Annotated in this window: 10 protein-coding genes and 1 other RNA gene; 5 read left to right on the top strand and 6 right to left on the bottom strand. The window is 63.7% G+C overall.

Annotated elements, in window-relative coordinates; translation table 11 throughout:
* Positions 1-6: 6 nt before the first annotated feature.
* The 3 genes from ACODSZ_RS12190 to ACODSZ_RS12180 form a co-directional block, all read right to left on the bottom strand.
* Positions 7-3,222: an efflux RND transporter permease subunit gene (locus ACODSZ_RS12190; RefSeq protein WP_175342938.1), complete on the bottom strand. Its 3,216-nt coding sequence runs from the start codon at positions 3,220-3,222 to the stop codon at positions 7-9.
* Positions 3,223-3,324: 102 nt separating this feature from the next.
* Positions 3,325-4,530 (bottom strand): efflux RND transporter periplasmic adaptor subunit, encoded by a 1,206-nt coding sequence (locus ACODSZ_RS12185; RefSeq protein WP_488927671.1) that lies wholly within the window; start codon positions 4,528-4,530, stop codon positions 3,325-3,327.
* Positions 4,531-4,540: 10 nt separating this feature from the next.
* Positions 4,541-5,404: an alpha/beta hydrolase fold domain-containing protein gene (locus ACODSZ_RS12180; RefSeq protein WP_175342936.1), complete on the bottom strand. Its 864-nt coding sequence runs from the start codon at positions 5,402-5,404 to the stop codon at positions 4,541-4,543.
* Positions 5,405-5,806: 402 nt separating this feature from the next.
* On the opposite strand from ACODSZ_RS12180, the gene ACODSZ_RS12175 reads away from it, so the two are divergent.
* From ACODSZ_RS12175 to ACODSZ_RS12165, 3 genes are all read left to right on the top strand, one after another.
* The gene (locus ACODSZ_RS12175; RefSeq protein WP_008334492.1) at positions 5,807-6,820 is read left to right on the top strand and encodes a LysR family transcriptional regulator; all 1,014 of its coding nucleotides are present in this window, start codon (positions 5,807-5,809) and stop codon (positions 6,818-6,820) included.
* Between the two features lie 297 nt (positions 6,821-7,117).
* Complete coding sequence (locus ACODSZ_RS12170; protein ID WP_488927670.1) at positions 7,118-8,122, top strand: AraC family transcriptional regulator; 1,005 nt, start codon at positions 7,118-7,120, stop codon at positions 8,120-8,122.
* A 63-nt stretch (positions 8,123-8,185) separates the two neighbouring features.
* A complete protein-coding gene (locus tag ACODSZ_RS12165; RefSeq protein ID WP_175342934.1) occupies positions 8,186-9,193 on the top strand; it encodes an aldo/keto reductase in 1,008 nt (335 codons plus the stop codon).
* A 34-nt stretch (positions 9,194-9,227) separates the two neighbouring features.
* Here ACODSZ_RS12165 and ACODSZ_RS12160 read toward each other — a convergent pair whose 3' ends face one another.
* Both ACODSZ_RS12160 and ACODSZ_RS12155 read right to left on the bottom strand, forming a co-directional pair.
* A complete protein-coding gene (locus ACODSZ_RS12160) occupies positions 9,228-9,980 on the bottom strand; it encodes an HpcH/HpaI aldolase family protein (protein WP_488927669.1) in 753 nt (250 codons plus the stop codon).
* Between the two features lie 85 nt (positions 9,981-10,065).
* Positions 10,066-11,331, bottom strand: coding sequence for a D-amino acid dehydrogenase (locus tag ACODSZ_RS12155; RefSeq protein WP_488927668.1), 1,266 nt, complete (start codon positions 11,329-11,331; stop codon positions 10,066-10,068).
* 183 nt (positions 11,332-11,514) lie between these two features.
* On the opposite strand from ACODSZ_RS12155, the gene rnpB reads away from it, so the two are divergent.
* Positions 11,515-11,849: RNase P RNA component class A (rnpB, locus tag ACODSZ_RS12150), an RNA gene on the top strand.
* Between the two features lie 80 nt (positions 11,850-11,929).
* Positions 11,930-13,090, top strand: coding sequence for an enoyl-CoA hydratase/isomerase family protein (locus ACODSZ_RS12145; protein WP_488927667.1), 1,161 nt, complete (start codon positions 11,930-11,932; stop codon positions 13,088-13,090).
* Positions 13,091-13,134: 44 nt separating this feature from the next.
* On the opposite strand, the gene ACODSZ_RS12140 is transcribed toward ACODSZ_RS12145, so the two are convergent.
* Positions 13,135-13,614: a nuclear transport factor 2 family protein gene (locus ACODSZ_RS12140; protein WP_241821439.1), complete on the bottom strand. Its 480-nt coding sequence runs from the start codon at positions 13,612-13,614 to the stop codon at positions 13,135-13,137.
* Positions 13,615-13,723 lie beyond the last annotated feature (109 nt).

Below are 13,723 nucleotides of genomic sequence, written 5' to 3'. Positions count from 1 at the left end.
CGCAGATCAGCGATCATCCTGTGCGCCCGGTGCAGCGTGGGCGATGTGGGTGCCGGCAGTCATCGGTGCTTCGTGATGCGAGGCCGAGTGCAGCGCGCGGCGGTCGATGGTGCGCAGCAGGACATAGAACACCGGGGTCAGGAACAGGCCGAACAGGGTCACGCCCAGCATGCCGAAGAACACCGCGATCCCCATCGCATGACGCATTTCCGAACCCGCGCCGGAGGACGTCACCAGCGGCACCACACCCATGATGAAGGCGATGGAGGTCATCAGGATCGGACGCAGACGCAGGCGGCTGGCTTCGATGGCGGCTTGTACGGCGCTGCGGCCCTGCATCTCCAGTTCGCGGGCGAATTCCACGATCAGGATGGCGTTCTTGGCCGAGAGTCCCACCAGTACCATCAGGCCGATCTGGGTGAAGATGTTGTTGTCGCCACGGGTCAGCCAGACACCGGTCAAGGCCGCCAGGATGCTCATCGGCACGATCAGGATCACGGCCAGCGGCAGGGTCAGGCTTTCATACAGCGCAGCCAGCACCAGGAACACCAGCAGCACGCTGATCGGGAACACCCACACGCCCGCATTGCCGGCCAGGATCTTCTGATAGGTCAGGTCGGTCCATTCGAACTTGATGCCGCGTGGCAGGGTGGCAGCGGCCACGCGTTCGGCAGCAGCCTGGGCCTGGTCCGACGAATAGCCGGGTGCCGGGCCGCCGTTGATGTCGGCGGCGGTATAACCGTTGTAGCGCACCACCATTTCCGGACCGAAGGTCTGCTTGACCTTCACCACCGAAGACAGCGGCACCATCTCGCCGGCATCGTTGCGGGTCTTCAGTTGCGCGATGTCCTCGGCCTTGGCGCGGAAGGGCGCGTCAGCCTGGGCACGCACCTGGTAGACGCGGCCGAAGCGGTTGAAGTCGTTCACATACAGCGAGCCGAGGTAGATCTGCATGGTGTTGAACACATCGGTGACAGGGATGCCGAGCTGCTTGGCCTTCACACGATCCAGTTCCACATCCAGTTGCGGCACGTTGATCTGGTAGCTGGAGAACATCGGACCCAGCGCCGGTTCCTTGGCCGCCGCCTTCATGAAGGCTTGTGCGGCCTTGTCCAGTTCGGCATAACCCAGCGCACCGCGGTCTTCGATCTGCATCTTGAAGCCACCCAGCGTGCCCAGCCCCATGACTGGCGGTGGCGGGAAGACGGCGGTGAAGGCTTCCTTGATGCTGCCGAATTTCTTGTTCAGCGAAGCGGCGATGGCATTGCCCGACAATTCCTTGCTCTTGCGTTCCTCGAAGGGCTTCAGACCCACGAAGACGATACCGGCCGAGGAGCTGTTGGTGAAACCGTTGATGGACAGGCCGGGGAAGGCAATCGCACTGGCCACACCGGGTTCCTTCAACATGATGTCGCTCATCTTGCGCATCACTTCTTCGCTGCGGTCGATGGAGGCGCCATTGGGCAGCTGCGCGAAGGCCACCAGATATTGCTTGTCCTGCCCCGGCACGAAACCGCCGGGGACGATGTAGGACACCCCCAGGGTCGCGGCCAGCAGCACCACATACACGCCCATGGTGGCGCCCTTGCGCTTGATCACGCCGGTCACGCCGCCGCCGTAGTTGTTGGAGGCGCGATTGAAGAAGCGGTTGAAGCGGATGAAGAAACCACCGAGGAAGCGGTCCATCTGACGCGTCAGCCAGTCCGGCTTGTCACCGTGGCCCTTGAGCAGCAGGGCGGCCAGGGCCGGCGAGAGCGTCAACGAATTGAAGGCCGAGATGACGGTGGAAATCGCAATGGTCATCGCGAACTGCTTGTAGAACTGGCCGGTCAGGCCGGTCATGAAGGCCAGCGGCACGAACACCGCCACCAGCGTCAGGGCAATGGCGATGATGGGGCCGGAGACCTCCTGCATGGCGCGATAGGTTGCGTCGCGCGGCGAGAGCCCGGCGCCGATGTTGCGCTCGACGTTTTCCACCACCACGATGGCATCGTCGACCACGATACCGATGGCCAGCACCATCCCGAACAGCGACAGCGCATTGATGGTGTAGCCGAAGCCCAGCATCAGCGAGAAGGTACCGATGATGGACACCGGCACCGCCAGGAGCGGAATGATGGAGGCGCGCCAGGTCTGCAGGAAGATGATCACCACGATCACCACCAGCGCAATGGCTTCCAGCAGCGTATGCACCACCGCTTCGATGGAAGCACGCACGAACTGGGTCGGGTCATAGACGATGCTGTAGCTGACCGAGCTGGGGAAGTCGGCCGACAATTCCTTCATCGCCGCGCGCACCTGGGTCGAGACTTCCAGCGCATTGGCGCCGGGCGCCTGGAAGATGGGGATGGCCACGGCCGGCTTGTTGTCCAGCAGCGAGCGCAGGCCGTATTCGGAAGCGGCCAGTTCCACCCGGGCCACGTCACCCAGGCGGGTGGTGGCGCCATCCGGCGAGGCTTTCAGGATGATGTCGCGGAATTCGGCTTCGGTCTTCAAGCGACCCTGGGCGTTCACCGACAGTTGCAGCGGCGTGTCCGGCGAACTGGGCGAGGCGCCGATCACACCGGCGGCCACCTGCACGTTCTGCTCGCGGATGGCGCGTACCACGTCCGAAGCCGTCAGGCCGCGCTGCGCTACCTTGTTGGGATCGAGCCAGACGCGCATGGCGTAGTTGCCAGAACCGAACAGGCCCACTTCACCGACACCCTGGATACGCGCCAGGCGGTCCTTGACGTTGAGGACCGCATAGTTGCGCAGGTAGGTGGTGTCATAGCGGTTGTCGGGCGAGGTCAGGTGCACCACCATGGTCAGCGTGGGGGAGGACTTGAGCGTGGTCACGCCCAGGCGCTGCACGTCTTCCGGCAGGCGCGGCAGGGCTTGCGAGACGCGGTTCTGCACCAGTTGCTGGGCCTTGTCGGGATCGACCCCCAGGCGGAAGTTGACGGTGATGGTGAGGTTGCCGTCGCTGTTGGCCTGCGACTGCATGTAGAGCATGTTTTCCACACCGTTGATCTGCTCTTCCAGCGGTGCGGCCACGGTCTCGGCGATCACCTTGGGGTTGGCGCCGGGATACTGGGCGCGCACCACCACCGAGGGCGGCACCACTTCCGGATATTCGGAGATGGGCAGCTGCAGCATGGCCAGCACGCCGCCCAGCAGGAGCAGTACCGACAGCACACCCGCGAAGATCGGGCGGTCGATGAAGAATTTGGAGATATTCATGTAGGTTCCTTGTCAGTCGTCAGGATGCAAACGCCCGGGCAGCGGGCGGTTCGCGCCCCTGCGACTTGTTCTTCCTTGAATGCGAGAGAGGTCTGTGCCGGATCAGGCCTTGCCGGCAGCGGGCGCCGGTGCCGCTGTCGCGGTCTGCACCTGCATCGGCACCACGGTCGGGGTGATGGCGTCACCCGGACGGATGCGCTGCAGGCCATTGACCACGATGCGTTCACCCGGCTGCAGACCCTTTTCGATCACCACCAGGCCATCGTGACCGGCGCCTACCACCACCTGGCGATAGTTGGCGTGGTTGTCCTTGTCGGCCACCATCACGAAGCGCTTGTCCTGGTCGGTGCCGATGGCCTTTTCATCGATCAGCACCGCCTCATGGGGCGAGCCGCCACCCAGGCGCACGCGGGCATACAGACCCGGTACCAGCTGGCCGTCGGCATTGTCGAAGATGGCGCGCACGCGGATGGTGCCGGAGGCGGTGTCGAGACGGTTGTCCACCGAACCGACCCGGCCCTTGCGGGAGTAGCCGTCTTCATTGGCCAGGCCCAGTTCCACGGGGACGGTGGTGCCTGCGGCGCGGGCCGGGTTGACGTATTTCAGGAAACTTTGTTCATCTACGTCGAAGGAGGCATAGACCTTGGCCACGGATACCAGCGTGGTGAGGGGCGCATTGGCTGCACCGGGGTTCACTACGTTCCCGAGCGTGACTTCGGCGCGGGAAATACGTCCGGACACCGGTGCGGTGATGCGGGTGTATTCCAGGTTCAGGCGTGCTGCACGCAGGGCGGCGCGGGCGGCGGCGACGTTGGCTGATGCTTCGCGCGAGGCGTTCTGCTTCTCTTCGAAGTCGCGCTTGGCGATGGCGTTGTCGCCCAGCAGGCGCTGACCACGGGCCAGGTCGGAGGCGGTGTAGCCGGCGCGGGCTTCGGCACCGGCCAGTTGGGCTTCGGCACGGGCGACTTCGGCCTCATAAGGGCGCGGATCGATGGTGAAGAGCAGATCGCCCTTCTTGACCAGCGCGCCATCCTTGAAGTGGACGGCGGTCAGAGTGCCGCCAACCAGGGGACGGATTTCGACACGATCGACGGCTTCGATGCGGCCCGAATAGGATTGCCAGTCGATGATCCGGCGCTGGACCACTTCGGCCACATCGACCGGGGCACCAGCGGCGGCGGTCGGTGCGGTGGTGGCGTTGGCCGAGAGGCCTACCACCGAAATGGCGCCACCGATAGCGAGGGCGATGACAGCCAGGACCGTGGCGGTGAGAGCGAAGCGTTTGCGCAGTGGAGCGGGAGTGTTCATTTTCTTGTCCTCAAAGTGAAGTGGAGGGGTGAAGCGGATACGGCAGGAATTCAGCGGGCGCGGCATCGCGTCGCAAGCTGGCGAAGCGACAGCGCAGGAAATTGACGATCTCGGTCAGCAGCGGCAGGTGCGTACGCAGGGCGCCATGCGTGATACCGGCAAAGCGCGAGACCTGGGTCGGCACACCGGCGCGGATCAGGCTGGAGGCGTATTTTTCCGCCTCCGGACACAACACGTCGCGCTCGGCGGTGGCGATGAAGGCCGGCGGCAGACCGGCCAGGCGGCTCACTTCCAGCGGTGCGGCATAGGGATGCAGGCGCTGCATGGTCTGCGGCAGGTACTGGCGATAGCTGGCCGCACAGGTCTCGGCGGTGAGGTCCGATTGCAGGCGGGCGGCGTCGCCCAGCAGGCGCATGCTCGGATCCAGCATCGGGCTGATCAGCACCTGGGCCGCCAGCGGCTTGCCGCAGCGGTCGCGCGTCATCATGGTCAGGCTGGCGGCCAGGCTGCCACCGGCGTCGTCACCGGCCACCACCATGCGCTCCAGGTCCACCTTCAGTTCGGCCGCGTTCTTGCAGGCCCAGGTGGCGGCGGCAAAGGCGTCTTCGGGCGCGGCCGGGAAGGGCTTGGCCGGGGCCAGCGCGTAGCCCACAGAGAGCACCACGGCCTGGTTGTGCCGTGCCAGGAAACTGGCCGGGGTATCGGCGTCGTCCAGTGAACCACTGGTGAAACCGCCACCGTGGAAATACAGCACCAGCGGGCGTTTCTCGCCCTTGGGCAGCGCTTCGGCGGGCTGGTACAGACGCACGGGGATACGTCCCAGCGGGCCTGGAACGAAGAAATTGCGGATGTCCAGCGAAGAGGAAGCGTGCATGATGAGCGCCCGGGCCGAAGCCACTTGTCCAAGAATGAGGCGAATTGTGCGGCACAGCAGGGTCTCGAATAAACACCTATAATCCAACAACACTGTTCGGCAACCCTGAACAATCGGGAGAATCAATTCATTCACTTTGCTATCCTTTTGGTGAAGAAAAAACCAGGTCAGCCGCCCCGGCCGGGCAGGCTTGCTGAGGTGGCATCGGCAAGATTGGCTGCCGATGCACTAAGTTGGCTGGCTTTTGGCGTTATTTGGTTTAAATTGGGATGAGGCTTGTTGCTGCATCCCGTCATGGCAAGACGGCGCGCCGGGGGCGGTGCCTGGCCTTGCGTGGATCTGTCTTGGCCCCCGTTTGCCGCGCCGGTGTTGACCCCGGTGGCGGCCTCAAAGGAGAGAGCGATGGACCGTTTCCAGGCCATGCAGGTCTTTACCGCTGTGGTGGATGCCAACAGCTTCACGCGCGCTGCCGACAACCTGAACCTGCCGCGCACCACCGTCACCACCCTAATCCAGGGGCTGGAGAGCATGCTGCAAGTGCGCCTGCTGAACCGCACCACGCGCCGCATCAGCCTTACACCTGATGGCGCGGCCTATTACGAGCGCTGCGTGCGCATCCTGGCTGACATCGACGAGACCGAGCAGTCCTTCCGCAATGTCACGCGCGGCCCGCAGGGACGACTGCGCATCGACGTGCCCGGCTCGATCGGGCGCCTGATGTTGCTGCCCAATCTGTGCGATTTCTACGGCAAGTACCCGGACATCGAACTGGTCATGGGCATGGGCGACCGTCCGGTGGATCTGGTGCAGGAGGCAGTGGACTGCGTCATCCGCGTGGGCGAGCTGCAGGATTCCTCGATGGTGGCGCGCCGCATAGGCACTTTCCAGACCGTGACCTGCGCCGCGCCTTCCTACCTGGAGCGCCATGGCGTACCGCACACCCTGGAAGATCTGCAGCAGCACCAGTCGGTGCATTACTTCTCCAGCCGTACCGGGCGCACCATCGACTGGGATTTCGTGGTCGATGGCGTCACCCGCGAGGTGAAGATGAACGGACGTCTTTCCGTCAACGATGCCGATGCCTACGTGGAATGCGCACTGCAGGGCTTCGGCATGGTGCAGGCGCCGCTCTACATGGTCACGCGCCACATCGACGAAGGCCGGCTGGTGGAGGTGCTGTCGCAATGGAAGCCGGCACCGCTGCCAATCTCGGTGGTGTACCTGCACAACCGTCATCTCTCGCCCAAGGTGCGCGCCTTCGTGGACTGGGTGGCCGAGCTGTTCGCTACCTGCCCGCTGAACAAGGCCTGCACCATGGGCATGGAAGACAGCGAGTGCCACTTCGTCAACAAGCCCGAATCCACGACGGTGCGTACGGTGGTAGAGCAGTACAACATCGCGGAGAGCGTGTTCTGACCGATTCTGTATCGCTTTGGGTTCGGCGAGGATTATGCAGTGGTGGCACCGCTTTAGGCGTGCCTTAAGTTGCAGATTTTCTGCCCGATTCTCTGTGTGTCGTGCTTGGGTTTTCAGGTGGGGCAGCGCCGCGTCCTTTTGTATGCTGCGTTGTTGGAATTTTGGTCGGACCCATTCCTGTTGCGGCATACCTGATTCTGCAAACTTCTTGCCTGATTCTCCGGTCTTGCATCATGGAGGATCAGGCAAATGTCAGTCCGCGCTACAGTCGTGTCTGTCTTTCAATGAGAGGAGCTTATGGACCTCGATCTGCATTCCCTGCAGGATGCCGGGCCCTTGCTGCTGCCTGATGCGGCGCCGGGCGCCGCGGACCAGGAGAGGGATGACCCGCGTTTCCAGGCCATGCAGCAGGAACTGTTGCAGTTGCTGGAGCGCTATACGACCGGTGCCGAGGGCATGCTGGCCACGGCCATTCCCAACATGGAAATCTATCGCATCACCTGCCCGACCGGCCCCAAGCACGCGGTGCAGAAGCCGGTTTTCGCGGTGATTGCGCAGGGTTCCAAGCGCATCTTCGTGGGCGACGAGATCTACGAATACGATCCCATGCACTACCTGGTGGCCTCGGTCGATCTGCCGGTGGTCGGCAAGGTCATGGTCACCAGTCCTGACGAGCCCTATCTGGGTTTGCGGCTGGAGCTGGATACCCAGGAAATCGGTGAGCTCATCGGCGATGAAAACCTGCCCGCCGCCGCCAGCCTGGGCGAGGGGGCGGCACGCGGGCTGTACGTGAACCGGCTCGACGTCGACCTGCTCGACGCGGTGCTGCGCCTGTTGCGCCTGCATGAAACGCCGCGCGATGTGCCGATCATGGCGCCCATGATACGGCGCGAGATCCTGTACCGGCTATTGATGAACGGGCAGGGCGCGCTGCTGCGCCAGACCGTCTTGCAGGATAGCCAGATGAACCGCGTGGCCAAGGCGATCCGGCTCATCAAGGAGGGTTATGACCAGGCGCTGCGCATCGAGGATGTGGCACGCGAGGTGCACATGAGCGTATCTTCGCTGCATCATCACTTCAAGCTGGTGACGGCCATGAGTCCGCTGCAATACCAGAAGAACCTGCGTCTGCAGGAAGCGCGCAAGCTGATCCTCACCGCCGACGCCAGCGTGGCCACCGCCGCGCATCGCGTCGGGTATGAAAGTTCATCCCAGTTCAGCCGTGAATACAGCCGCCTGTTCGGCGCCCCGCCCCTGCGCGACAAGCGGCGCTGGCAGGAAGAGGAAGCGCCGATCTTGTGAGCCTGTGAGGTATGCAATCGGGCAGTTGATTTATCCACACCCTTTTTTCGATTTGGAGAGAGCATGCACTATCGTCGCCTTGGCAAGAGCAATCTGAAGGTATCGGCCCTGTGTTTGGGGTCGATGATGTTCGGGGATCAGACCGATCTGCAGGAGTCCGGCCGCATCGTGGCCTCGGCCCGTGAGCATGGCGTCAATTTCATCGATACTGCCGACGTCTACACCAAGGGCAAGTCCGAGGAAATCGTCGGCAAGCTGCTGGCCGGACAGCGCCACGAGTGGGTGCTGGCCAGCAAGCTGGGCAATGCCATGAGCGGCAAGCCCAATGAGTCGAACTACTCGCGCAGCTGGATCGTGCGCGAGACCGAGAACATCCTCAAGCGCCTGGATACCGATTACCTCGACATCCTCTACATGCACCGCGACTACCAGGAAGAGAACCTGGAGGAAGCCGTGCAGGCTCTGGGCGATCTGATCCGTGCGGGCAAGATTCGCGGTTTTGGCGTCTCCAATTTCCGTGGCTGGCGCATTGCCGAGATCGTGCGGCTGTGCGAGAAAAACAATGTGCCGTTGCCGCTGGTGTGCCAGCCGTATTACAACCTGCTCAATCGTCAGCCGGAAGTGGAAATCCTGCCGGCTTGCGCGCATTACGGTTTGGGCGTGGTGCCTTACAGCCCGATTGCACGCGGGGTGCTGACCGGCAAGTACCAGCCCGGTCAGAAGCCGCCCGAAAACACGCGCGCCGGTCGGGGCGACAAGCGCATGATGGAAACCGAGTTTCGCGAGGAATCGCTGCTGATCGCGCAGCGGCTGCAGCAGCACTGCGAAGCGCGCGGCATCAAACTGGGCCAGTTCGCCACCGCCTGGGTGCTGGCCAATTCGGCCATCAGCAGCGTGATCGCGGGGCCGCGCACGCTGGTGCAGATGGAGGATTACTACGATGCGGCGGACCTGAAGATCACTGCCGAGGAGGAAGCGCTGGTGGATAGCCTGGTGACGCCCGGGCATGCTTCCACGCATGGGTATAACGATCCGAATTATCCGTTCTTTGGACGGGTGGTGACCCGCTGAAGCCACGGAACGATTCTGGCATCACGCGAGCGGATCAGCGCAATGCCCCGATCCGCCGCGCCCCTTCCGCCTTGATCTGCTGAATATCCGTCCCCGGTACCACCAGATCCATCCCGATATGCTTCATGCGCTGGGCCATCTCCATGGTCCCGGCGAAGATCCCCACGTATTTGCCCAGCCTGCGCGCCAGCGCCAGCAGATGGTCGATGGCGTCATTGAGGCGCACGTCGTCGTAGGCATCCGGCGCCAGGCCCAGTTCGATGGCCAGGTCGCTGGGGCCGATGAAGATGCCGTCCAGGTCAGGGGTCTGCAGGATCGCTTCAGCGTTGGCATAGCCTTCGCGGGTCTCGATCATGGCCAGGGTCAGAATGGTGGCGTTGGCGTGCGCAAAGTAGTCCGCTCCGCCATACAGGAAGCCGCGCGCCGGGCCATAGCTGCGTCCGCCGCGCGGGGAATAATGGCAGGCCCGCACGAAGCGCTCGGCGTCGGCCGCCGTGTTGATGAGCGGACAGATCACACCATAGGCACCGGCGTCGAGCAGCTTGTTGATTTCTCCCAGGCTGTTTTCGGAGCAGCGCACCAGCGGTATGGCGGGCGTGCCGGAGATGGCCTGCAGCATCGGCAGCGCCGATTCGATCGAGAAGGGACCGTGCTGCAGATCCACCGTCACCGCATCGTAGCCGCTGTGCCCCAGCACTTCGGCCAGCAGCGAATTGCCCATCGATACCCAGCCCGAGAGGACCAGTTGCTGTTGCGCGAAGAGGGTGCGCAGCCGGTTTTCCCGCATCGTTCGTCTCCCGTGGATAGGCCAGCGCAGATGCTGGCGATGTGCCATGTTAAGTCCGAATGCGGGCGCCTGAGATGAAACTTCTTCAGGCGCGGTACCGGAAGGGCGCATCGTCGATGGCGCGCCGGCGGCCGGCGATCTGGTCGGCCACCAGCGCCGCACTGCCACAGGCCAGCGTCCAGCCCAGCGCACCCTGGCCAATGTTGAGATGCAGATTCTCCACCGGCGATGCGCCGACGATGGGCACGCCGCTCGGCGTGGCCGGCCGAAATCCCGTCCACGGCGACAGCGTCGCATCCTCGGCCAGCGCGCAGCCGGGGAAGAGCTCGCGCAGGCCATTCTTCAGTTCCTCGATGGCCGAGGGCGGGATGCGGGCGTCGCGGCCCACCAGCTCGATGCGGCCCGCCACGCGCAGCCGTTGGCCGAGGCGTGCATAAACGATCTTCCTGGCGATGTCGGTGATGGATACCTGAGGCGCCGCGGCGCGGCTGGCCTCATCCTCCAGCGGCACGGTGATGCTGTAGCCCTTGAGTGGATAGAGTGGCAGGCGCAGATCGACCAGGCGCGCGAAGTCCGCGCTATCGGCACCCAGTGCCAGCACGAAACGGTCGGCAGCAATCCATTGGCCACCGGCCTGCACCGCGCGCAGGGCACGCCCTTCGCGGCGTACGGCATCAACGCGGGCAGCGCCGATGAAACGGAAATCCGGATGCGCCTGCATGGTTTCGACCAGGGCGCGGCAGAATTGCGGACAATCGCCCGCCTCTTCACTGGGCGTGTAAACCCCGCCAACCCAGTCGCGCTGTGAGTGGCCCAGGGCCGGTTCGATGCGGATGCACTCGGCCGCGCTGAGTACCTCTTGCCGGCAGCCATGCTGCGCCTGGAATTGCACCTGCTGCGCAGCCGCCTCCAGCCCTTGTGCATCGGTAAACATGACCAGCTTGCCGGAACGCTGATGATCGAAGGACAGCTGCAGGCCGGCATTCCATTGGGTGAGCTGGTCGCGACTGTAGAAGGCCAGTTGCAGCAGGTCGATGGTGGTCTGGCGTACGCGCTGCGCATTGCAGCAGCGCAGGAACTGCAGCAGCCAGCGATATTGGGCGCTATCGGCGGTCGGCTTGATGGTCAGCGGCGAATCCTTGCTGAACAGGTAGTATGCCCATTTGGTCCACACTGAGGGATCGGCCAGGGGGGCCACGTAGGAATAGCTGAGCTGGGCACCATTGCCCTGGCTGGTGCCCTCGCCGGGTTGGTCGCGGGCATCGATGAGGCTGACCTGATGGCCATCCTGCAGGAGACGGTAGGCAGTGGTCACGCCGATCACGCCGGCGCCCAGTACGCAGATTTGCATGGTGTTTCGTTGAAGTCAGTCAGGAACCGCGCGGCGCAGGGCCTGTAGCGGATCAGCAGCAGACTACCGAAGAGCCGCTCGGGTGTCACATGCCGAATCGGCATGATCTTTTTGCGTGGGCGCAAAAGCGTTTTGCGATGGACGATGCGCGGTGTCGGCCCATGCTGCGCTACAATAGCGCCCGATGCAGGCCAGACAGCCGCTGGCCGTCTTCGCAAGGAGGCGGCGGGAGGAAGGTCCGGACTCCACAGAGCAGGGTGACGGTTAACGGCCGTCCGCTGAAAGCCGGCGCAAGCCGGTATAAGGCGAGGAACAGGGCCACAGAGACGAGCGTATTCAGTTACGGTGAAACGCGGTAACCTCCACCCGGAGCAATTTCAAATAGGCACGCGTTGATGTGGCTCGCGGAGCGTGCGGGTAGAAAGCTTGAGCGGCGGAGCGATCCGTCGCCTAGAGGAATGGCTGTCATAGCGGGTTTCCCGCCGTAACAGAATCCGGCCTACCGGCCTGCTTCATTGAATTCGATTTTTTCTTCATTCTTCATAACAACACTGCGGCCCGTGGGCACTGCGGGCTCGCCAGAGACCCCAGGAGACCCATGAACCAAGCCGCCGCCCCCGTGGCATTCGAAGAACTGACGGCCGCCAACGGCCAACGCATCGGCATCGCCACCCTCGCTTCCGAAAAGACCCTGCATGCCATCTCGCTGGAGATGGTCAGGCTGCTCACGCCCCAACTGCAGCAGTGGCAGGCCGATCCGGGCGTGGCCATGGTGATGCTGCAGGCGCAGGGCGACAAGGCCTTTTGTGCCGGTGGCGACTTGCAGCAGCTCTATCGCTCCATGCGCGAACATCACGCCTCGCCCGCGCGCGAGGACATTGGCGCCAATTCCTATGCAGCGGAATTCTTCGAGCAGGAATATCGCCTGGATTATCTTGTCCACAGCTTCGCCAAGCCCATCCTGTGCTGGGGGCATGGCATCGTCATGGGCGGTGGTATCGGCCTGATGGCCGGTTGCAGCCATCGCGTGGTCACCGAAAAATCGCGTCTGGCCATGCCGGAAATCACCATCGGGCTCTATCCGGATGTGGGCGGAAGCTGGTTCCTGTCCCGCATGCCGGGCAAGAGCGGCGTCTTCCTGGCGCTCACCGGTGCCAACCTCAATGCCAACGACGCCCTCTTCGCCGGCCTGGCGGACTATCGCGTGGCCCATGCCGCCAAGGCATCGGTGATCGATGCCCTGCTGATGCAGCCGTGGGGAGAGGGCAAGGATGCCGAGCTGCTGGATCGTGTACTGGGTGCGGCGCAGGCTTCTTCCTCGTCGCAAGGCACGGCATCGTTTGCGGCCTCCAGCCTGCGTACGCATTTCGACCTGATCGAGTCCCTCTGCCGTCGGCCCACCTTGCCGGAAATCGTCGAGGGCATTCTGAGCTTGCAGACCGAGGATGCCTGGCTGAGCAAAGCCCAGGCTACCCTGCGGGCCGGCTCGCCCGGTTCGGCCTGGCTGGGCTATGCCCTGCAGAAGCGTGTGCGTCCGCTGTCGCTGGCGGAGGTGTTCCGGCTGGAATTCGTGGTGTCGCTGCATTGCGCGGCACGCCCCGATTTCGTCGAGGGCATCCGCGCGCTGATCATCGAGAAGGACCAGAAACCACAATGGAATCCGGCCTCTCTGGCCGCTGCCACGCCGGCATGGGTAGAGGGATTCTTTGCCGATCCCTGGTCGCGCCAGGCGCATCCGCTGGCCGACCTGGGCGCCTGAATCGCTTCAGGCCGACCCCGGTCGGGTCGACGGACGGCCCGTGCTTACAGGCCCAGTTCGGACAGGCCGGGATGGTCGGCCGGACGCGGGCCTGAGCGGTCCCAGTGGAATTTGCGTTCCGCTTGCCTGATCGGCAGATCATTGATGGAAGCATGGCGCAGGCGCATCAGTCCATGCTCGTCGAATTCCCAGTTCTCGTTGCCATAGGAGCGGAACCAGCTCCCCGAATCGTCGTGCCATTCGTAGGCGAAGCGCACGGCGATGCGGTTGTCTTCGTGCGCCCAGACTTCCTTGATGAGTCGGTAATCCAGCTCGCGCGCCCATTTGCGGGTGAGGAAGGCGACGATCTCGGCGCGTCCGTGGACGAAGTCGGCGCGGTTGCGCCAGCGGCTGTCTTCGGTATAGGCCAGCGAGACGCGCTGCGGATCGCAGGAATTCCAGGCATCTTCGGCAGCGCGCGCCTTCATGGCGGCCGTCTCACGGGTGAACGGGGGCAGCGGTGGACGCTGGGCGGGGCTATTCATCGACAGTCTCCTTGGGTGTGCCGGATGGGTCGGCTGTTCATGGTCTACGACGGGACGACAAGCGGGAATGCGGCTGTATGGAGCGATGGATCGAAAAAATTCTAGGCGC

It is taken from the genome of Herbaspirillum sp. FG34 (assembly GCF_057809315.1).
This window is presented reverse-complemented; position numbering and strand designations above follow the sequence as displayed.